Origin of the sequence: Dorea sp. Marseille-P4042 (genome assembly GCF_900290215.1) — a bacterium.
Taxonomy (GTDB): Bacteria; Bacillota; Clostridia; order Lachnospirales; family Lachnospiraceae; genus Dorea; species Dorea formicigenerans.
In genome coordinates, this window is the sequence record NZ_OLMI01000001.1 from 395,218 (window position 1) to 416,109 (window position 20,892).

Annotated in this window: 18 protein-coding genes; 1 reads left to right on the forward strand and 17 read right to left on the reverse strand. The window is 39.1% G+C overall.

Annotation, left to right across the window (positions count from 1 at the left end):
* Nucleotides 1-12: 12 nt before the first annotated feature.
* From ybeY to nadA, 17 genes are all read right to left on the reverse strand, one after another.
* Complete coding sequence (gene ybeY, locus C7E02_RS02130; protein WP_005332677.1) at nucleotides 13-507, reverse strand: rRNA maturation RNase YbeY; 495 nt, start codon at nucleotides 505-507, stop codon at nucleotides 13-15.
* Nucleotides 504-1,508: a PhoH family protein gene (locus C7E02_RS02135; RefSeq protein ID WP_105308707.1), complete on the reverse strand. Its 1,005-nt coding sequence runs from the start codon at nucleotides 1,506-1,508 to the stop codon at nucleotides 504-506. Before C7E02_RS02135 ends, ybeY begins: the two co-directional genes overlap by 4 nt.
* Nucleotides 1,509-1,513: 5 nt before the next feature.
* On the reverse strand, nucleotides 1,514-2,788 hold the full coding sequence (locus C7E02_RS02140; protein WP_105308708.1) for a sporulation protein YqfD: 1,275 nt from the start codon (nucleotides 2,786-2,788) through the stop codon (nucleotides 1,514-1,516).
* 17 nt (nucleotides 2,789-2,805) lie between these two features.
* The gene (locus C7E02_RS02145) at nucleotides 2,806-3,084 is read right to left on the reverse strand and encodes a YabP/YqfC family sporulation protein (protein ID WP_005336429.1); all 279 of its coding nucleotides are present in this window, start codon (nucleotides 3,082-3,084) and stop codon (nucleotides 2,806-2,808) included.
* Between the two features lie 149 nt (nucleotides 3,085-3,233).
* Nucleotides 3,234-3,959: a pyruvate formate-lyase-activating protein gene (gene pflA / locus C7E02_RS02150; protein ID WP_005336431.1), complete on the reverse strand. Its 726-nt coding sequence runs from the start codon at nucleotides 3,957-3,959 to the stop codon at nucleotides 3,234-3,236.
* 133 nt (nucleotides 3,960-4,092) lie between these two features.
* A complete protein-coding gene (gene pflB / locus C7E02_RS02155) occupies nucleotides 4,093-6,345 on the reverse strand; it encodes a formate C-acetyltransferase (protein ID WP_105308709.1) in 2,253 nt (750 codons plus the stop codon).
* A 413-nt stretch (nucleotides 6,346-6,758) separates the two neighbouring features.
* Nucleotides 6,759-6,971 (reverse strand): FeoA domain-containing protein, encoded by a 213-nt coding sequence (locus tag C7E02_RS02160; protein WP_005332670.1) that lies wholly within the window; start codon nucleotides 6,969-6,971, stop codon nucleotides 6,759-6,761.
* 73 nt (nucleotides 6,972-7,044) lie between these two features.
* Complete coding sequence (locus C7E02_RS02165; protein WP_105308710.1) at nucleotides 7,045-10,851, reverse strand: penicillin-binding Tp47 domain C-containing protein; 3,807 nt, start codon at nucleotides 10,849-10,851, stop codon at nucleotides 7,045-7,047.
* 60 nt (nucleotides 10,852-10,911) lie between these two features.
* Nucleotides 10,912-11,412 carry a Gx transporter family protein gene (locus C7E02_RS02170; RefSeq protein ID WP_203226942.1) on the reverse strand — a complete coding sequence of 167 codons (501 nt, stop codon included), beginning with the start codon at nucleotides 11,410-11,412 and terminating at the stop codon, nucleotides 10,912-10,914.
* Nucleotides 11,413-11,440: 28 nt separating this feature from the next.
* Complete coding sequence (locus C7E02_RS02175; protein WP_105308712.1) at nucleotides 11,441-11,830, reverse strand: NusG domain II-containing protein; 390 nt, start codon at nucleotides 11,828-11,830, stop codon at nucleotides 11,441-11,443.
* Between the two features lie 55 nt (nucleotides 11,831-11,885).
* On the reverse strand, nucleotides 11,886-12,812 hold the full coding sequence (locus C7E02_RS02180; protein ID WP_242978721.1) for a 4Fe-4S binding protein: 927 nt from the start codon (nucleotides 12,810-12,812) through the stop codon (nucleotides 11,886-11,888).
* Nucleotides 12,787-13,215 (reverse strand): FMN-binding protein, encoded by a 429-nt coding sequence (locus tag C7E02_RS02185; protein WP_005336444.1) that lies wholly within the window; start codon nucleotides 13,213-13,215, stop codon nucleotides 12,787-12,789. Before C7E02_RS02185 ends, C7E02_RS02180 begins: the two co-directional genes overlap by 26 nt.
* Nucleotides 13,215-14,939 carry an FMN-binding protein gene (locus C7E02_RS02190; RefSeq protein WP_105308713.1) on the reverse strand — a complete coding sequence of 575 codons (1,725 nt, stop codon included), beginning with the start codon at nucleotides 14,937-14,939 and terminating at the stop codon, nucleotides 13,215-13,217. The genes C7E02_RS02185 and C7E02_RS02190 overlap by 1 nt, the downstream gene beginning before the upstream one ends.
* An 11-nt stretch (nucleotides 14,940-14,950) precedes the next feature.
* Complete coding sequence (locus C7E02_RS02195; protein WP_105308997.1) at nucleotides 14,951-16,045, reverse strand: FAD:protein FMN transferase; 1,095 nt, start codon at nucleotides 16,043-16,045, stop codon at nucleotides 14,951-14,953.
* Between the two features lie 215 nt (nucleotides 16,046-16,260).
* Nucleotides 16,261-17,112 (reverse strand): carboxylating nicotinate-nucleotide diphosphorylase, encoded by an 852-nt coding sequence (nadC, locus tag C7E02_RS02200; RefSeq protein WP_105308714.1) that lies wholly within the window; start codon nucleotides 17,110-17,112, stop codon nucleotides 16,261-16,263.
* Between the two features lie 43 nt (nucleotides 17,113-17,155).
* Nucleotides 17,156-18,385 (reverse strand): L-aspartate oxidase, encoded by a 1,230-nt coding sequence (locus tag C7E02_RS02205; protein ID WP_005336452.1) that lies wholly within the window; start codon nucleotides 18,383-18,385, stop codon nucleotides 17,156-17,158.
* Between the two features lie 10 nt (nucleotides 18,386-18,395).
* Nucleotides 18,396-19,301 (reverse strand): quinolinate synthase NadA, encoded by a 906-nt coding sequence (nadA, locus tag C7E02_RS02210; protein ID WP_029730468.1) that lies wholly within the window; start codon nucleotides 19,299-19,301, stop codon nucleotides 18,396-18,398.
* A gap of 207 nt (nucleotides 19,302-19,508) precedes the next feature.
* Here nadA and C7E02_RS02215 point away from each other — a divergent pair, with 207 nt between their 5' ends.
* The gene (locus C7E02_RS02215) at nucleotides 19,509-20,864 is read left to right on the forward strand and encodes a threonine/serine ThrE exporter family protein (protein WP_005336456.1); all 1,356 of its coding nucleotides are present in this window, start codon (nucleotides 19,509-19,511) and stop codon (nucleotides 20,862-20,864) included.
* Nucleotides 20,865-20,892: the final 28 nt, after the last annotated feature.

A 20,892-nucleotide genomic window follows, 5' to 3' on the forward strand; every position in this document is an offset into this window, starting at 1 on the left:
ATTTACTCCATGTTAACGTAATATATTTAGCTCATTTAAAATTTCACGCTGAAGAGTCTCCATTTCAATACGTTCCTCTTCTTCCATATGATCATAACCGGAAAGATGAAGGACCGAGTGTGCAATCAGGAAAGCGTATTCACGTTTGACGGAATGACCGTATTCTTCAGCCTGTGCGATAACTTTTTCTTTGGAAATCACAATATCTCCAAGCAGAAGCTCACCTGTCTCCGGATCGAAGCAGTCTTCTTCGCTTTCAAAATGAGAGAAGTCTCCCGGAGTTTCATATTCCAGCATCGGGAAAGAAAGTACATCTGTTGCACGATCAATGTTACGGAAATCCCGGTTCATCTCATGAATCTCATCGTTCATAGTGAGTAAGAGATTGACCTGAACTTCATATGGACAATGAATATATTCCAATGCGCCATTTATGACTTCACGGGCAAGCGCCTGGCAATCAAAAGGGAGCTTTAATGCTCCTTCTTCTTCATAAAATAATGTCATGATTTTCTCCTTTTCTCTCGGCTGCGATTTCTTGATTTGTTCTGTGTCTTTGTCTCGTACTCTTCGTAAGCTTTTACAATTTTCTGGACAAGCGGATGGCGGACAACATCTTTGCTTGTAAGACGGCATACTCCAATGTCATTGATCTTGCCGACAACACGGACAGCTACATCAAGTCCGGAAGTCTGACCACCTGGCAAATCCTTTTGTGTCTCATCACCGGTAATTACAACTTTTGAGCCAAATCCAATTCTTGTTAAAAACATCTTCATCTGCGCCGGAGTTGTATTCTGAGCCTCGTCCAGAATGATAAATGCATTGTCTAATGTACGTCCACGCATGTATGCAAGTGGTGCAACTTCAATCAGCCCTTTTTCAGAATTTTTTAAAAAGCTTTCTGCTCCCATAATCTGATAAAGAGCATCATAAAGCGGACGCAGATAAGGATCGATCTTGCTTTGCAGATCTCCCGGAAGAAATCCAAGCTTTTCTCCCGCCTCAATGGCAGGCCTTGTCAGAATGATTCTTCCAACTTCATTATTTTTAAATGCAGTGATTGCCATAGCCATGGCCAGGTATGTCTTTCCTGTCCCGGCAGGACCTAGTCCAAAGACAATCATTTTTTCCCGAATTTCATCTACATACTGTTTTTGCCCAAGTGTCTTTGGTTTTATCGGCTTCCCCTGTAAGGTGTGACAGATAATATCTTTATCAATTTCCAAGACATTATCTTCACTGTCTTCCATGACAAGTGCCAGCGTATAATTCACATTTTGTTCTGAAATCGTGTTACCTCGACGGGATAATTCAAGAAGCTGTGAGAGTACATTTCTTGCGCGCTCTACAGCATTGCTGTCCCCCATGATCTTGACAATACCATCTCTGGAAATCAGTGTCACATGAAGGGAGCGCTCAATCTTTTTTGCAAAAGCATCAAATTGACCGAATACATTTGCTTCATGCTCAGCCGGGATTTCAAGAACAGTTTCCATAATTCCCATATATCTTATTCTCCTAATTGTTCAATTTGTTCTTCCGGATCATTCGGAAGCTGCGGAATCTCAGATTGTCGGGACTGTCCGGTATTGCAGATGATGGTCAGTGTACCAGATATAGCTCCCTCTTTTGACCCTGTGTCTATTTTAACATCATTCTGAATAATTTCTACCCCCTTTTTATCTAAATCTTCACAATATCTTAAGAAATATCTGTTCAATTTGTCTTGAAGCTGTTGATCTGTATATTTTTTCATAACAGGTTTATAAGGGGTCAGACCTACAACGCCGATATATACCGGCAGATAAAAATGATCTAGAAGTTTCAGCCGTGACTCCATTGTGCTTTTTGAATAATGTTCATACGGAGACCAGATGAAAAATGGTGACAGACGATATTTACCAATGCGAAAATACAGATAGAACAAACGGGGGAACTTTACACTTGTTTTTTTTACGTATTTTCTGGGCAAAGTATTCTCGTAATGAATCTGAGTCTGGATGAAAATATCAGCATCTGAATGACAGGACTCATATCCTGTGATCTCTTTTGCATCATTAAGAATAGGAATCTGACCGGAAACAAGAATATCACCGGGATTTACAGATGTTCCCTCCCGCACCATAGGAATACCTTTTCGAGTGATAATGCGTACAATAGTCCCTGTGCAATCTGAAACAAGGTCCGTCCCAGCATCAGAATTTGGATATATATCCTCTTTTATATCTGTTTTATTATCTATTTTAGCATCTTCGTTTTCTTTGATTTGAATGATCAGTCTGGTTCCCTCTATAGATGCAGATACCCAGATGATGTCGTCAAATCCTTTCCGAATATCTTTTACAATACGGTCGCAATCAATGTTTCCGCGCCGTATGCCGGTATTCACATGATTCTCCTTTAGAAATGTTCTTATGACTTCTTCGGTCTGTGTATGTGTGCCAAGGATTTCAATATCCCAGATATAACCAGACATTATCAATAGCAAAACGGTGGCAGCAAATATGCCAGCAAAGAAAAGCTTGCGTCTTCGATGGTCAAACAGATAAAAAGGAAGTCCATATTTTTTTACAATCGTAATTTTTGTGGAAGTTTTATGAGAAATGTGACGCAGCTTTTTGAAATCTTTTACCCATAGATCCATTTCGTAAGAGCCATCGCTGGCTGATAAATCCCAGATTTTTATTTTTCGGTAATTGCATGCGTTAATAAAACGTTCCATACGATGACCGGTAATCCGGATTCTTACATATCCGCGAATATATTGATATATTTTTAAAAGCAATGAATGAATCCTCCACCTTATGTCTGATATTCAATATTCTGAATTTTCCCCGTAATTTTCATATCATCATTTGTATAAGAATCAACTTGAAGGTGATTTCCGGTAATTCGTATCTGACCGATTTTTGTCTGAACTCTAACGAGTTGATCTGTATATTCAATCAGTCCCCGATAATTTTCAATTCGCATTTCAGAATGTCCCAGAATTTCAACATTAGGCATTCCAAGAACAACATCTTCTGGAAATTTGGATGCTTTGGCAGCTTTTCTTTTGCTATTTTCCAAATCTATACTCATAAAACTCCATTTTTCAGTTTATGAAAATATCGTTTGTAATAATGTATGAATGAAGGTATGTCTTTCATTACTGAAGTAAAAAAGAAACACACAGCTTTAAAATATCATAAGCTATATGTTTCTTTTATCAAATTATAAATTGGTATTATTTAAAATGCTCCAAGACGTTTTCTGGCATTCTCTACACGCTCAGCAGTCGGAGGATCAATTCCTTCTAATGGATACTCCATACCAAGTTCTTTCCATTTGTATGCACCAAGTGTATGATATGGTAGAACTTCTACGCGTTCTACATTATGAAGAGTCAGAATGAATTCATGCAGTCTGTCCAGATATTCATCTTTGTCGCTGCGCTTAGGAACAAGAACATGTCTGATCCAGACAGGCTTCTTCATATCAGACAGATAAGTTGCCAGATCTAAGATGTTTTTATTCGTATGCCCTGTCAGACGTATATGCTCCTTTTCATCAATGTGTTTGATGTCAAGCAAAATGAGATCTGTATATTGCATTAATTCATTAAATTTGCTAAAGAAAGGTTCTTCTCTTGTGAAAGGATTACCACTTGTATCTAGTGTTGTATGAATTCCATTTTCCTTTGCTTTTTTAAAAAGTTCAGTCAGAAAATCAATTTGAAGAAGCGGTTCACCACCACTGACAGTAATGCCACCTTCATCCCCCCAGTAAGAACGATATCTGAGGGCTTTTTTGATCAGGTCATCCGTAGAAGTCAGTGTACCCGCTTTCATATTCCATGTATCCGGGTTATGACAGAACTGACAACGCATGGGACATCCTGCAGTAAAAATGACAAAGCGAACTCCTGGTCCATCTACAGAACCAAAACTTTCTGTAGAATGAATGTATCCTTCCATAATAACAATCTCCTATCTATATATTTTTAAAAATGTATTTTCAATAATGGTTTATTATTTTGAAAATTTACATAATTAATTATAAGACCCCGCGAAGAGCATTGTCAAACACGAGGTCTTATATGTGTGAAAATTACATTTCTTTATGGCATGTTCTGGAAATTACATCTAACTGCTGCTCGCGAGTCAGGTCGATAAATTTTACAGCGTATCCAGATACACGGATTGTAAAGTTTGCGTACTCTGGTTTCTCTGGATGCTCCATAGCATCGATCAGTTTCTCTGTGCCAAATACATTGACATTCAGATGATGAGCTCCCTGATCAAAGTATCCATCTAATACGTGTGCAAGATTTACACTTCTCTCTTCATCATTGTGTCCAAGTGCTCCTGGGCTGATTGTCTGTGTATTAGAAATTCCATCTAATGCAAGTTCATATGGAAGCTTAGCAACAGAGTTCAAGGAAGCAAGGAGTCCTGCTTTTTCTGCACCGTATGATGGGTTAGCTCCTGGAGATAATGGCTCTCCTGCTTTTCTTCCATCTGGAAGAGATCCTGTAGCCTTACCATATACAACGTTTGATGTAATTGTAAGGATAGATGTTGTCGGTGTAGACTCTCTGTAAGTATGGCATTTGCTTAATTTGTGCATAAATTTCTTCAGAAGCCAGATTGCAATGTCATCTGCACGGTCATCATCATTACCATATCTTGGGAAGTCTCCCTCAATTTCAAAGTCAACGGCAATTCCGTCCTCGTCACGGATTGGTTTAACCTTTGCGTATTTGATAGCGCTTAAGGAATCTACTACATGTGAGAATCCTGCGATACCTGTAGCGAATGAACGTTTTACATCTGTATCGATGAGGGACATCTGCGCTGCTTCATAGTAATATTTATCATGCATGTAGTGGATCATGTTCAGTGTATCAACATACAACTTGGACAACCACTCCATCATCTCGTCATATTTAGCAAGTACTTCATCGATGTCAAGGTACTCAGATGTGATTGGCTGATAGTTTGGTCCAACCTGTGCTTTTGTCTTCTCATCAACACCACCGTTGATTGCGTACATTAAGCATTTTGCAAGATTTGCACGAGCTCCGAAGAACTGCATCTCTTTACCAGTCTCTGTGGCAGATACGCAGCAGCAAATGCTGTAGTCATCACCCCATACCGGACGCATAACATCGTCATTTTCATACTGGATAGAACTTGTCTCAACAGAAATGCGAGCAGCAAATTTCTTGAAGTTCTCTGGCAGTCTTGAAGAATAAAGAACTGTTAAGTTCGGCTCTGGAGAAGGACCCATGTTCTTTAATGTATGGAGGAAACGATAATCATTCTTTGTTACCATAGAACGTCCATCTTGTCCAAGTCCGGCTACTTCCAGAGTTGCCCATGTCGGATCTCCTGAGAACAGTTCGTTGTAAGAAGGAATCCTTGCGAATTTAACCATACGGAACTTCATTACAAGATGATCAATCAATTCCTGAGCATCTTTCTCTGTAAGCTTACCGTTTTTAATATCACGATCAATATATATATCAAGGAAAGTAGACACACGTCCAACACTCATAGCAGCACCGTTCTGAGTCTTGATTGCCGCAAGATAACCAAAGTATAACCACTGTACAGCCTCTTTTGCATCTTTTGCAGGCTGTGAAATGTCATAACCGTAAGCAGCAGCCATTTCTTTCATATCACGAAGTGCTCTCATCTGATCAGCAAGCTCTTCACGAAGACGGAAGTCTGTACCTTTCATGCCGTGTCTTGCGTAACGCTCAAAATCATACTGTTTTTTCTCAAGGAGAAAATCAATTCCATACAGAGCTACACGACGATAATCACCAACGATACGTCCACGTCCGTAAGTATCTGGAAGTCCTGTAATGATTTTGTTATGACGAGCTTTTTTCATCTCTGGTGTATAGATATCGAAAACTCCCTGATTGTGTGTTTTATGATATTTAGTAAAGATTTCATGAAGTTTTGGATTTGGCTCATATCCATAAGTTGTACAAGCCTGCTCTGCCATCTTAATTCCACCGTAAGGCATGAATGCTCTCTTAAGAGGCTTGTCTGTCTGAAGACCTACAACCTGCTCAAGGTCTTTCATACTCTCATCGATATACCCTGGGCCATATGCTGTCAGTCCGGATACTACATCTGTTTCCATATCAAGAACGCCGCCTTTTGCACGCTCTTCTTTCTGAAGCTCCTGAAGTCTTCCCCACAATTTGTTGGTTGCTTCAGTTGGTCCTTCCAGGAAAGAGTCATCTCCTTCATATGGAGTGTAGTTATCCTGGATAAAACTTCTAACATCTACAGAATGTGTCCAGTTTCTTCCTTTAAATCCTGCCCACTGTTCGTACTGTGCCATATCTTTACATCTCCTTTTCCTAAATATGTATTTCTTTTTACGGGCACAGTATAGCATCGGTTTTTTTCGATTGCAAGTATTTAAATGAGTACAATTAATCAAAAAGCGCTTGTACTTGATTTTGTGCAATTTCACTGAGAAATTGCATTTTAGAGAGTACAATTCATGTGTTTTGTATGTAATTTTATACAAGAAATAATTGTTAAACTATTGACAAATTCAAATAAAAGTAATACGGCTATCCTCAAAATATATGATATCATAATTTAGATTTTTCCCTGATATCTGCATATGTAAATGATAAAAATGCTGTTCAGATATAAGAAAAAGAAGTATGAAACACCTTAAATGGATTCTCATACTTCTTTTTTCTTACGACAAATACTTTTTTAAGAGTATCATAAAATACAACTTTAAACCTGTATTCTTGCCGCTGCATCATCGCTAATTGCGATTCTTTTGTGTTTGTTCCCGATAATCAGACCACCATTGAACTTTTCAAAGACTCGGATTTCACTGCCCTCCTCAATCTGACAGTTACGGATGATATCCAGAACCTCGGGGAGGCCGAACATCCATTTGATGGTATATACTTTACCGGGTGCTGCTGTTGACAAAGCCTGCATACTCGCACCTTCTTTGCTTTTTTCTTATTGTAGATTGAGAAATAAATGTTAGTCAACAGCAACACTATGCATACTATTTATCATCTCTTCTTTTTCTTCTCTTCAGTGCAAATCCACCTGCTCCAAGTGAAGATACTGCCAGTGTCAGCCAGCCAAATACAGATGCCGGATCTCCTGTCTTAACTTTTCCACTTGTTTTTTTCGTATCAGTTCCAGAAGTATTCTTCAGTTCAGATGTCTGTGCTGCCGGAGTCTTTTTCTCCTTAGCAGAACCTGCTTTTACAAGTGCACTGATAGCTTTGTTCAGATTTTCTGTTGCAGCATCTACAGTTGCCTGATCCTTCTTCTCATTTAATGCAGCTTTTGCAGCGCTAAGTGCATTCTGAAGTTCTTTCCAACTGTCTGCTGTATAGTCAGCTTTTTTTAAGTCTTCTGCTGCTTTGATTGCTTTTTCAAGTGAAGTTGTAGAAACTACATTCGGGTCAACAGGTGTTTCAGCTTTCGTAAGATTACTGATAGCTTTGTTCAGATTATCCATAGCAGCATCTACATCGGACTGAAGAAGTGTATTTTCACTTGTTGTTAATGCTTTTGCAGCTGCTAATGCATCTGTGTAAGCTTTCCAGCTGTCAGCTGTATAATCTGCTTCATTGTAATTGGAACCTTCTGCTCTTCCGATTGCTTCATTTAATTTTGTAAGATCAGCCTCTTTTTGTACAAGTCTGTCAAGTGCATCTGTCATATGCTGGAGCTGGGTTTTAACTTCCGCACTTAATAAAGAATCTTTTTTCAACAATTCTTCCGATTCTGTCAGCTCCGTCTCCATAGAACTCCAGCTGTCAGCTGTATAATTTACTTTATTCAATCCTTTCGCTTCGTCTACTTTTGCCTGTAATGCATCAATATCTTTCTGATCAGCCGCTTTTGGCTGTGCGATATTTTCTTCTCTTACCTGGAATGTATAAGTGTAGTCTTCATATCCAAGTGCGTATATAGTCAGACTCCAGTAACCGGTCCCATCTGTTCCTGACGGGAGCTGGCAGCGGACGGAATCTGTCAGACCAAGCTGGATTCCCATGGATTTATGCATCCAGTTATCAGCAGCAAATTTAGTACCATAGCTTGCTTTAGCATTAGTGTAAGTTGCATCATCTCCATAATAAGTCCATTTTACTGCCTGCATATTAGCGCCAAGGTCACCATAATCTCCATTGAAATCAACACGAAGAAATTCTCCGAAGCTTCCATCTCCTTCTTTTACTGTCGGCTCAAGGTCTGTTGCAGTTTTTAACTGGATGTCCTTTAATCCGGAATAGGTTCCATTTGCTCTTTCGCTGAATGAGAATGTTCCATCCGCATTTTTTGTAGCAGTTTTCAAACCATTTGTATTTTCTGTCACATCAGCGGCTGCTGTATAAGACTTAAGATTTACTTCACCATATCCACCGGCTAATGTGCCATCTTTTTCTACAATAATATATTTTTCTTTGAAAGCTTCATAATCAGAAGTCTTTACTTTTACAGGAACATATTTTAGCCCTGTAACTTTGTAATCTTTTATGTTTGCTTTCACATTTGCAAATGCAACTTCCTGCCCGTCTGTTGTTACAAAGGTGTCTTTATCCTTCCAGTATGCCAGATTATATGTAGTTCCATCTTTTGTCTCAATCACAGCTGTACACTGGAAACTTCCTCTATGCAGTCCGTGATTTGTAGTTGCTCTTGTTACAACGTCAAAAGCTCCCTTATCTGCTTCTCCACGGGAATCCAGCTCTTCGGAAGATTCAGTACTTCCGGCAGCTAGTACGCCTTCGGATGCCCAGTATTCAGACCAGCTAAGACCTGCATACACATAAGTATAGTCACTGCCTGTAACTGGTACCTGATATGTAAATGTATACGCTTTATATCCATCTTCTACGACGGTGATTGCAAAAGCATCTCCTGGTTTTTTATCTTTGAAAGCATCTTTTGTAAGGTCTAAGGAACCATCTTCATTGATTAGTTTCACAGCTCTTCTTCCACTTGCTGCATAGGACGTTCCATTCACAGTTACAGACTTAATTGATTTCAGATAAGTCTTAAAATCTTCATCGGATGCAGCATCTGTTTTCTCTAATGCCGGTGCATCGTTCTTTTCATTATACTGAACCGGAACAGCTTCTGTATACATATTAAATGTAGTAGAGATATCGGCATATTTTCCGGATTTATCTTTTAATGTAAGTGTATATCTTCCCTTTTTAGGCTTACTGTTAAAAACAAGTGTTCTTGTAACATTTCCTTTTGCATCAGTTGTCACATTTACAGTATAAGAATCTTTAGCAACAACCGTTTTGTCTGAATCTGTTAATTCATATTCCTCCTGAAAATCCTCTGGAAGATTCGTAACTGTAACAGAACTTTGAATATTTTCCACATCTATAGAAGCATCAGCAGCTGAAACTTCACCATCAAATTTTACTGGCACTTTCTGATCCATTGGAAGTTCATAGATACCGGCATCTGTATAATAAGTAACTTTGTTAATGGTCTGTCCCATCATAGCTTTGTACGGCTCATAGGAAAGTGTGCATCCATGTGTTGTTGTCACAAAGCCAGTACTCCATGCAAGTTCAGAGTTTCTCCAGATATTTTCTACCTGGCGAAGGCCATAGTTTCCACCTTCTTTTGTGCTGATCACAACACCAAAAACTGTTTTCATAGAATCTGGCAGATTATCGAAATTCAATTGATAATCTCCATACTTTGTATTTGTAGTGAATTCAGACTTTACATCATTCAGTGTTGTCTTAGAAGCACCTTTCACTTCACTAAATGACAATGTTCCATCTGCATTTACGGTTGCCTCTTTGTAATAAGATGGGGCTTCAGATAAAATATAATAAGAATAGGAGGCACTTTCAAACAAAGCATCTTTTCCTTTATACTCTGTTGTACTTGTCTTTCCTTTATTCGTTACAGTAATAGAAACAGAGCTTTTATCGGTAATCTGAGTATAATTTTTCAGAGCCTCCAGATTACTGATTTTAACCGGGAATGTAATACCTGTAATGTCGCTTCCATTCGGATCAACGTGATAAGAACCAGCTGCAAGATTTGAATTTCTTGTTTTGTTTAATGTTGCGGAAGATACACTATCAACGCTTGTTACTCCGTCTGACTCATAAAATGCAGCATAGGGAATGTTCATAAGAACATAACTTTCTGTTGTAACTTCAGCTTTTTTCAGTCCCTGAATCGCAGTATTCAAATCAGAAGCAGCTTTATCCACAGCATCCTGGGATTTCTTTTCAGAAAGTGCTGTTTTTGCAGATGCAAGTGCTGTTTTTAATGCACTCCAGGAATCTGCTGTATAGTCACTTTCAGTTAATGCCTCGGCACTTTTAATAAATGCTTCCAGGGATGTTGTGTCCACAGTCACTGCTACGCTCGCCTCAGGAGCTGACTGGATGGCTTCTAACGCAGCTTCTTTAATTGCCTTAGAAGTTCTGGTTGCACCAGATACAGTATCCCAGCTGTTAATGGAATCTTCTGTTGCGTCTGTGCCTGCTAATTTTGTTTTAATTCCTTTCGACTTGTTATAAGCCTTGTTGAAATATGAATCATTTCCAGAATCATATCCGTTTTTCGGTGATACAGAAATATCTTTCAGCTTACCATCTTCTACAGATAAAGTGACCTCAACATCATATTCATTCCAATTATCATCGACATCCTCTTCTGTTTTTGTAACGTGTGCTGTTTTTGTGTAGGTTCCGTCTGCAGCCACTTGATTCTTTGTAACAGCAAGTGCAGGTACTGCAGGGCAGATACTTGCTGCCATGGAAGCAGCCATCATAATAGTAATTACTTTGGTCTCGACATTTTTCTTCTTCATTGTCTCCTCCTTAAAATTAGTTATTGATAAAATTTATTAATAGTTAGAAACATCTAACCATTAATCAAAAAAATTAGGCTTCAGGATTTTCAATATTCGTTCAGATACAATTCCAATCAATAAGCCTGTAATGGTTCCGGCAATCAGAAGTGCCGGGAAGTAATAAAAGATATGGAAATTACTTACTACAAGTGAAGCCGCTATTAACTGGCCGATATTGTGTGTAATTCCACCACTGATACTTATCACTAATACAGATAAGTTTGTTTTCTCTTTCATTAATATCATAATCAGATAGCTGAGCATTCCACCGGTAAGACTGTAGATTAAGGACATGCCATTTCCAAATAACAGCCCCATCAGTAAAATACGGGTCACGGAAATAATTAATACATCTTTTTCATTCAGATAATATAATCCCGCTACGATCACCAGATTCGCAAGTCCCAGTTTCATTCCGGGCACTCCGAAATTAATCGGCAAACTCGCTTCAACATAGCTGAATATCATCGCAAGTGCTGTAAAGACTGCACAGTAAGATATTTTTTGACTTCTTGTCATTCTCTTTTCACCCCATTTCGTTGAAAGATTAATTTGATACAATATCGATTTCCTCAGATGTCTCATTTTCAGAATCATTCGATATTTCTACGACCAGTTTGTGTGGCAGGCAGACCAGAGTCTGGTGACTATGGCTGATATGTCCCTGCTCCATACAGTAGCCGTCCGGACAGTCAGCCTCTTCCATCCAGACTTCATGATTCTGAATCCGGACTATATTCATTCCGTATTCATTTTTAATCTGTATGGTCTTGTCCTGATCGAGGCTAAAGGTGCCATATATTTTATGATTCACCGTGACCGTTACTGTATTCCCACTGTTTCCATATGCTTTCTGGATTCCCAAAAGCGCTACGGCAAGAAGTAATACACTGATAATGAGTATAAAATCTTTTTTTCTGTTTACAGTTATTTTCATTTTTCTTCTCCAGATGGATTCTTCATAGTGTCAGAATAAATCATCAAATAATTCTCTAGATTCCAAGCAAGATAAATATGCCGAGTAACAATAATGCCCTGAGTACAGTAAATATAATTTCGTTTCCGCGTAGAGTTATCTTTCTGAAGTGGTCATTTACAGCACAATGTACATTACTTTTCGGGCAGACATCCATACATTTCTGACATTGAAAACAATCAGCGCTGATTTCCCAGGAGTCATTATCCGGGAGCTGTATATCTGAAGGACATTTCCGTGTACATCCACTGCATTTTGGAATGCAAGAACTGCGATCTCTTCTAAGTGAAAAAATCGGCAGTACCGGAAGCAGGGAAAAGATTGCTCCCATTGGGCATAAAAATCTGCAAAAAAAGCGTTCTTGTACACACATGCCAACTAAGATCAGTAATAAAATAATCAGTCCCGGTATATAGTTTGCGAGTTTCAGATTACCTGCATGGATCATGGAAAATACATCCCACGGGCTTGTTCCCTGTGCTTTGGAATAAATTCCGGCATAGCACATCAACACAATCATGAGCAATATCAAATATTTGCATACAGATAAGCGAGTACTTATCATCTGACTGAGAACAACCGGTTTTTTCTTAAGCTTTTTGCAGCACCAGACATACCCTGCGTGTACTGCATCTCCCAATGTGCCAAATGCACAGGCAAAGCCACAGAAGAATCTTCCGAAAATAATCGTATAACCACAGAGGACGATCAGAACTGTAACAAAGGATGATACTGAAACCATTTCCCCCGCACCAATCTGGGTAAAAATATACTTAATTCCTGCAAAGGCCGCAGTATATGCAGAAGGAAACAATAAAAAGAAGAAAAGTTGTATTCCTGTCCGTAACCATATATGTATTTTTTTTACTTGTTTTATTGTAAATCTATCTGTCAGATATTTTTCTAATATATTCACATTAATTTCCTGCCTTTTGTAATGCATCTGCGACTGCATCCTTGATTCCTGTTGAGCTGAATGTTGCACCACTCATTACGTCAACTTCCGGTGTCTGGGCATCCAGAATTTTTGAGATGACACCTTTTGCAGTTTCCAGATAGGTTCCGTCTTCATTTTCAGCACTGATAATTTCTATATTTTTCAACTGACCATCTTCAATAGTTACTTTTACATCGATTGATCCACCAAATCCGGCTCCTTCTCCTTCATAAGTACCATCTGTATAAGAATTCTGTGACTGTCCAGTATTCGCTGTGTCTTCATCCAGTGATGCCTGAAGCTTTGCAATCTGTTCATCCTTTGCACGGACATTTAACACTTCATTGTAGCCGAATAGCATCAGTACAATCACTGCAAGTGAACTAGCTCGTATAATAAAATTTTTCATTATTTTTTTGCCCCTTCCAACGCATTTTTGCAAGCTTCCATAATTGCATTCGAAGAACAGGTCGCGCGAGATACTACGTCAATGTTGTCCGCAACACCAGAATTCAAAATCTGGTCTACTACACCGGTCGTTCCGTTTTTACCATAAGCAGCTTTCTGAATATAAGACTGATTATCACTGGCACCATCACCTTGAATATCTGTGATTGCGACAATTTTATCGTTTCGTACAGTAATCTTTAGTGTAAGATTATATGGTTCAAAATCCGCATCATCATCCGGCACACAAAGAGAACGTCCTTCGTAAATACCATTGTTATAAACAATGCCTTCGTCTTCTTTCCCATCTTTCTTCTCCAGAAGACGTATAGCCTGTTTCAGATTTTGAAATGCCTGATCAACTGTTGTCTGATCCGGCTCAGATGCCAGCACTGCTTTAGCATCCTGGATACGAACCGTAAGGACAGCCCATGTACTTTCTGTATATTGCTCTTCCTGAAGTGCTTCTGCTTCCTCCAGTGCTTTTTCTAATGCAGTAGTATCCGGTTTTGTATCTGCGGTTTCACCGTTTGTGACTTTTTCTGCCTCTTTCAGGGCATTTTTCACGGCACCGATCAAGCCGTTGGAACTGTAAGTTGCACCAGATACAATGTCTACATCTGTGCTCTGCTGCTTCATAATATTTTTAACAACTGTCATTGCACGGTTAAAGAAATCTGCATCATCATTTTTCTCCGTTACAAGAATCGCCTTTATAGTGTGATTCTGTATTACAACTGCAACCTTCACATCGCCATTGTAGCCTTCGGCAGATCCATAATAAATCCCTTCGTTATACGGAATCGTACCTGTGATTCCTTCGGTATTGTTATCCGTCGTGCTGTCGGTATCTAAGTTTGATGATGTATCTGCCAGGTCGATTGCAGCCTGCTTTAGCGCATCTCTCACTGCTTGAATCAATCCGGATGAGCTGTAGGTCGCGCCAGATACTGTGTCAACATTGGTTGTCTGCCCGGCTATGATCTTATCCAGAAGCACGGCAGCTTTTTTTATGTACTCACTGCCGTCTTTTGTTTCTACGATTTCAATTGCATTAATCTTTCCACCGGAAATGGTCACTTTTACTTTCAGTGTTCCACCAAATCCGGTTCCAGTTCCGTAATAAGCTCCGTCCTTATATGCGGCCGCATCCGTTACTGCTTCTACTGTTTTCGAACTTCCTTCTGCTGCCTGATTGCCGGATTGAGATTGCCCGGTTTCACCGCTGTCTTCTTCTCCGGTCAGCGCATTTTTTACAGCACTTATAATTCCATTCGAGCTATATGTGGCGCCCGAAACAACATCCACATCCAGAGATTGCTTTTCAATAATCCGGTCAATCACAGCTTTCGCTCGGTTAAAAAATGCTGCATCATCAGAGAAACTCAATATGTCAATGGACACGATTTCTTTATTCTGAATCTGAACTGCGACTGTAATCTCTCCTGCGTAACCGGTTCCGGTTCCTTTGTATACGCCGTCCGGTAGATTAAAAGAGCCTTTTACTGTCTCAGCTTCATCATTTGTCTGACCAGCCTGTTCTTCATTTACTGTTTCCTTCGCCTGAACTTCATAAGTCGGAGGTGAGTAGTTTCCAAGTGTAGTTCCAACACAGGCAGCTACCAGTACAATAGAAGCAGCCGGAGCATATTCTTTTATTTTCTTCAGGATTTTTTCTTTTTCCATAATCATTCCCTTTACTTTTCAGATAATTTTTTGACAATATTCGTAGTCAGATCAGAACTGAATACATCTGCAATTCCCTCTGACACGTATAACTCGTTGTCATCTGTCATAAGAATCATATCGAATTTATCGCTGTGTTCTTTCCAGAAATCACAGGCTTTGTCTTTTCCCATTATGAATAATGATGTTGATAATCCATCTGCAAGGGTTCCGTCATCACTTACAATCGTCACAGACTTCAATCCATTTTCAGCCGGATAACCCGTTGCAGGATCAATAATGTGATGATAAATCTTTCCATTTTCTTCAAAATACCTCTCGTATCCGCCAGAAGTGATAACAGCCTTATCTTCCGCCTCAAGAACTCCCAGATAGTCATTGGTATCATCCGGGCTCTGTACTGCAACACGCCAGAATGAGCCGTCAGGCTTCGCTCCCAGCAACTGCACATTTCCTCCAAGGCTTACCATGCCGCTTGTAACGCCACATTTTTTGTAGATACCCATAATTCTTGAGGATGTATATCCTTTTGCAATCCCACCAAAATCAATCTTCACACCGGCTGGCAAAGCGACTTTCTTTGAAGCTTTGTCATATTGAATTTTAGAAGCATTCACATTTTCAAGAAGTCCTTTTAACTCTTCATCAGACGGGATTCTGTAATTCTGCGTTGTAAATCCCCATGCATCCATAACTGGATAAATTGTAATGTCAAACACGCCGTCAGTATCTGTATACAATTTTTCTGATTCATCTAACAATATTTCTGTATCTTCTGAAATCGTTCCTGTACCGTTCTGATTCAGTGCATAGATTTCACTATTTCCATCACCTGTAGACAACAAATTATCTAGACGTTCAATCTCTGCTTCGGCTTTATCAAGCGCATTTTCTGCATTGTCACCATATGCAGTCAGTGTCATATAAGTATCCATCGCAAAGACATCTCTGCTTTGTGGTTCATCAGTACTTGAAGCCTGCGTCTCTGAAGAGGCGTTCTTGTCTGTGACAGATTGATCCACTATTGTATCAGAAGTTTTTGAATTGCATGAAGTTATCATAAAACAGACAATGGTAAATAAAATAATTTCTTTAATTCGTTTCATATAGTTCATATTCCATTCTTCTTTAATCATTTTCAAAAAAAGTTAGTATTATCTAACCATTAGACACTATAGCATATACTTAAAAAGGACGTCAAGAAAATACGCGCTAATTGAAAACATTTCTCAATTAGCGCGTATTTTTCATTTACACTTATTAAAAATATTTATGGCTTGTGTAAGAATTTCTGATTTGTGCAGATAAACAGACTTCTTTATTAAAGTACATGAAGTCCTTTTAAGGAAATATCAAGAATCGGTGCAGAATGGGTCAGTGCTCCACTGGAAATATAATCCACACCAAGTCCGGTCAGTTTTTCAATATTTTCCTTTGTAACATTTCCGGAACATTCTGTCTCGGCATGTCCATCAATGATTAATAAAGCTTCTTTCATCTCGTCATAAGACATGTTGTCTAACATAATGATGTCTGCACCTGCTTCTACCGCTTCCTTTACCATGTCAAGATTTTCTACTTCCACCTCGATTTTCCGAACAAACGGTGCATAATCCTTTGCCATCTGTATTGCTTTTGTGACGCTTCCGGCTGCACCAATATGATTATCCTTCAAAAGGACGCCATCAGATAGATTATAGCGGTGATTATATCCGCCTCCGACGCGAACTGCATATTTTTCGAAAATACGCATATTCGGAGTTGTTTTTCTTGTATCCAAAAGTTTCGTTTTAGTTCCGACAAGCAATTTTGCAACAGTATTCGTGTATGTGGCAATTCCACTCATGCGTTGCAGATAATTTAAAGCTACCCTTTCTCCAGACAACAGAACTCGAATATCTCCGGTCACTACAGCAAGAAGCTCTCCCACTTTTACTTCATCACCGTCTTTTTTATAAAATTGTACCTTTATTTTTTCGTCTAAAAGTTCAAAAACACGCTGGAACACATCCAGACCGGCTATGATTCCATCTTGTTTGCAGATCAGGTTAACTTCTCCTTGAACAGCTTCTTTCATGACTGAATTTGTGGTTACATCTTCGCTTGATATATCTTCTCTTAAGGCTTCTTTGATGAGATGGTCAGCCTGTAGTTTCATCGTAATTGTATTCATGACTCTCTGAAAATCTCCTTTTTTATAGCATTTTATTACTGTTTTATGCGGTTACCTTATTCATCTGTTTTTCAGACATGATTTCCCTGGCAGCTCTTTTAGCAAATACAAGACTCTCCAAAAGAGAATTGCTTGCAAGTCGGTTCTTTCCATGAACACCGTTGCAACTTGTCTCTCCTACTGCATATAAATTTGGCATAGATGTATGACTATCGGAGTCAACCCAGATTCCCCCCATAAAGTAATGCTGAGCCGGCACGACTGGAATCCACTCTTTTGTCGCATCATAACCTTCTTCCAGGCAATGCAGGTAGATATTCGGAAAATGACTTAGGATTATTTCCTTTGGAATCTTTTCTAATGACAGCCACACATGATCTGTCCCATCCTTCTTCATCTGTTCCTGAATGGCTTTTGTGACAACATCTCTTGGGAGCAGTTCATCTATAAATCGATTTCCGTTTTTATCATACAGAAGAGCGCCTTCACCACGCACAGATTCGGAAATCAAAAATCTACGTCCCGGTTTTTTAGAATAAAGTGTTGTTGGATGGACCTGTACATAATCTAAATGTTCCAGTCTGATGCCATGCTTTTTTGCAATATCAATGGCATCTCCAGTTAAATGTGGAAAGTTTGTAGAATGCTTATAACGACCTCCGATACCGCCGCTTGCAAAAATAGTCTGATCAGCGTGGATATAAATCTTTTTATGATCAGATGTTTCAGCCTCAATCCCGGCACATGCCCCTTTGGAAATGAGGATGTCAGTCATCGTCGTATATTCCATAATCTGGATATTTTTACGTGTCTTTATCTGTGCAAGAAGCTTACTTGTGATTTCTTTACCAGTAATATCTTCATGAAACAGAATTCGAGGTCTGGAATGGGCGCCTTCTCTTGTGTACAGAAGTTTACCATCTTCCTTTGCAAAATCCACACCATACCCAATCAGATCATGAATTACATCCTGTGAACCGCGGATCATAATATCTACAGACTCTTTCCTGTTTTCATAATGACCAGCCCGCATTGTGTCTTCGAAATAACTGTCATAATCATCGTCATCATGTAACACACAGATTCCTCCTTGTGCGAGAAATGAATCGCTGCTTTCAAGATCTGATTTTGTAATCATAATAATGGATAAATCTTCGGACAGATTCAGGGCTGAAAAGCAGCCGCCTACGCCTGTGCCGACAATGACCACATCGGCTTGCAAATTATTTTCCTTACTTTTACTTACATTTTTCATATTATCTGTTTGATTCATATTCAAATGCCTACTTTCCAAGCTCTAACATACGTTCCAGAGGTTTTTTTGAATTTTCACGAAGGCTGTCACTGACATGAACTTCGTTCTTGCCGGTCTTCAATACATGAAGCACTTTTTCCAAAGTATTCTTTTTCATGTTCGGACATACTGGAACAGTCTTCGGATAGTAAAAATGTTTATCCGGATTATTCTGAACGAGTTTATAGTGTACACCCTCTTCTGTACAGATGATAAATTCATTACATGGACTTTCCGTTGCATATTTAATAATTCCTGAAGTACTTCCTATATAATCGGATAATTTTAATACTTCTGTATTACATTCCGGGTGAGATAACACCAGTGCATCCGGGTGTTCTTCTTTTGCTTCGCGGACTTCATCAGCTTCCATACGCTCATGTGTCGGACAGAATCCTTCATTATAGATAAAATGTTTCTCCGGAACTTGATCTGCTACAAAATGAGCCAGATTCCGGTCCGGAATAAAGTAGATATTCTTATTCGGTAACGCTTTTACTATCTTGACAGCATTTGCTGACGTCACACATACATCGGAATATTCTTTTAAAGCTGCTGTAGAATTAATATAGCAGACCACTGCTACATCTTCATACTCTTCGCGGACTTTTTTAATAGATTCTACATCTGCCATATGTGCCATCGGGCAGTCAGCAGCCGGATCCGGCATCAGAACAGTTTTGTCCGGATTTAAGATCTTTGCGCTCTCGCCCATAAAAGAAACGCCGCAAAATACAATCGTACTCTCAGAAAGCTCTGTTGCAACACGGCTTAGATAGAAAGAATCTCCTATGTAATCTGCAATATCCTGAACTTCAGGTCTGACATAATAATGAGCCAGGATCACTGCATTTTTTTCTTGTTTTAGTTTTTGTATTTCTTCTACAATTGTCATATGTTTTTCCTCCCATATGATCTGAAATTTCATTGCAGACAATTATAACACATGTTTTTACATGTGACAAGACAGTAAGTAATTATTGACAAACAAGAAATAAAGACTATACTAAAGCTGAACATAATATGCTATATATGTATAATTAAAATATCAAACATACATAATTTATATGGCTGAAGAAAATATTTATACTAAACTGACGATATGGTCAGTTCAATGAAGAAAGAAGTGATTTATATGCAAGTGATCCACAAAAATCACATGGAAATTTTATGGCATGATTATGCAGAAGCAATTGATGATATCCCGATTACAAGTGCTGGAATTATTGAAAAATCTTCTGTGATCGGACGGACAGGTCTTATGCTTCTGTCATGTGGAACCGGAGCCTGGCGTGTCAGACAATCTATGAATACACTCGCAGAACAGTTAGGGTTGACTTGTACTGCAGACATCGGATTAATGTCCATTGAATACACCTGTTTCGATGGAGAGGAATGTTACTCGCAGTCCTTATGTCTTACAAATACAGGAGTAAACACATCAAAACTGAATCGTCTGGAACAGTTTATTAATAAATTTTCATCCGAAGGTGTATACATGACTGGTGAGGAATTACATTCTCATTTGGATCAGATTGAAAAAATACATGGTCTCTACTCTCCGACCGCACTTGGTTTTGCAGCCGCACTTGCCTGTGGCGCATTTACCTTTTTACTTGGAGGCGGACCGGTAGAAATGTTTTGTGCATTTGCAGGTGCCGGTATCGGGAATTTTGTCCGATGCAAACTGGGAAAGCATCATTTTACACTATTTTTATGTATCTTCGTTTCCGTAACATCAGCCTGTCTGGTCTATGCAGGATTATTTGAAGTGATGAAACTGATACTTGGGGTGTCAGAACAACATGAAGCAGGATATATTTGTTCTATGTTATTTATCATTCCAGGATTTCCATTCATTACCAGCGGTATTGACCTTGCAAAATTGGATATGAGATCAGGTCTGGAACGATTAACTTATGCAATCATTATTATCACTGTTGCAACAATGACTGCCTGGATTATGGCACTTATCTTAAAATTGCAGCCGGTGGATTTTCTAACATTAAATTTGCAAGTCCCGGTACAAATTCTCTTCCGACTGGCAGCAAGCTTTTGTGGAGTTTTCGGATTCTCTGTTATGTTTAACAGTCCAAGAAAACTGGCAGCTACAGCCGGATGTATCGGAGCAGTTGCCAATACTCTTCGTCTGGAAATGGTGGACCTTGCAAATATGCCCCCAGCTGCTGCTGCATTTATCGGCGCGCTTGTCGCAGGAATTCTTGCTTCTATGATTAAAAATGTTGCGGGATTTCCAAGAATATCTGTAACGGTACCTTCTATAGTAATTATGGTACCTGGCCTTTATTTGTACCGTGCTATTTATAATCTGGGAATCATGTCTCTGCACACATCAGCAGAGTGGTTCGCTGCCGCATTTATGATCATACTTGCATTGCCGCTTGGATTGATTTTTGCAAGGATTTTGACAGATAAAACATTTCGTTATTGCACGTAAATTCAAAGATTCGACTCTCAATTATATA

What these genes read in the sequence shown, in the direction of transcription:
- ybeY (WP_005332677.1), bottom strand. Translation starts at nt 507, where the DNA reads ATGACATTATTTTATGAAGAAGAAGGAGCATTAAAGCTCCCTTTTGAT.
- C7E02_RS02135 (WP_105308707.1), bottom strand. Translation starts at nt 1,508, where the DNA reads ATGGGAATTATGGAAACTGTTCTTGAAATCCCGGCTGAGCATGAAGCA.
- C7E02_RS02145 (WP_005336429.1), bottom strand. Translation starts at nt 3,084, where the DNA reads ATGAGTATAGATTTGGAAAATAGCAAAAGAAAAGCTGCCAAAGCATCC.
- pflA (WP_005336431.1), bottom strand. Translation starts at nt 3,959, where the DNA reads ATGGAAGGATACATTCATTCTACAGAAAGTTTTGGTTCTGTAGATGGA.
- pflB (WP_105308709.1), bottom strand. Translation starts at nt 6,345, where the DNA reads ATGGCACAGTACGAACAGTGGGCAGGATTTAAAGGAAGAAACTGGACA.
- C7E02_RS02160 (WP_005332670.1), bottom strand. Translation starts at nt 6,971, where the DNA reads ATGCAGGCTTTGTCAACAGCAGCACCCGGTAAAGTATATACCATCAAA.
- C7E02_RS02165 (WP_105308710.1), bottom strand. Translation starts at nt 10,851, where the DNA reads ATGAAGAAGAAAAATGTCGAGACCAAAGTAATTACTATTATGATGGCT.
- C7E02_RS02170 (WP_203226942.1), bottom strand. Translation starts at nt 11,412, where the DNA reads ATGACAAGAAGTCAAAAAATATCTTACTGTGCAGTCTTTACAGCACTT.
- C7E02_RS02175 (WP_105308712.1), bottom strand. Translation starts at nt 11,830, where the DNA reads ATGAAAATAACTGTAAACAGAAAAAAAGATTTTATACTCATTATCAGT.
- C7E02_RS02180 (WP_242978721.1), bottom strand. Translation starts at nt 12,812, where the DNA reads ATGCATTACAAAAGGCAGGAAATTAATGTGAATATATTAGAAAAATAT.
- C7E02_RS02185 (WP_005336444.1), bottom strand. Translation starts at nt 13,215, where the DNA reads ATGAAAAATTTTATTATACGAGCTAGTTCACTTGCAGTGATTGTACTG.
- C7E02_RS02190 (WP_105308713.1), bottom strand. Translation starts at nt 14,939, where the DNA reads ATGGAAAAAGAAAAAATCCTGAAGAAAATAAAAGAATATGCTCCGGCT.
- C7E02_RS02195 (WP_105308997.1), bottom strand. Translation starts at nt 16,045, where the DNA reads ATGAAACGAATTAAAGAAATTATTTTATTTACCATTGTCTGTTTTATG.
- nadC (WP_105308714.1), bottom strand. Translation starts at nt 17,112, where the DNA reads ATGAATACAATTACGATGAAACTACAGGCTGACCATCTCATCAAAGAA.
- C7E02_RS02205 (WP_005336452.1), bottom strand. Translation starts at nt 18,385, where the DNA reads ATGAATCAAACAGATAATATGAAAAATGTAAGTAAAAGTAAGGAAAAT.
- nadA (WP_029730468.1), bottom strand. Translation starts at nt 19,301, where the DNA reads ATGACAATTGTAGAAGAAATACAAAAACTAAAACAAGAAAAAAATGCA.
- C7E02_RS02215 (WP_005336456.1), top strand. Translation starts at nt 19,509, where the DNA reads ATGGTCAGTTCAATGAAGAAAGAAGTGATTTATATGCAAGTGATCCAC.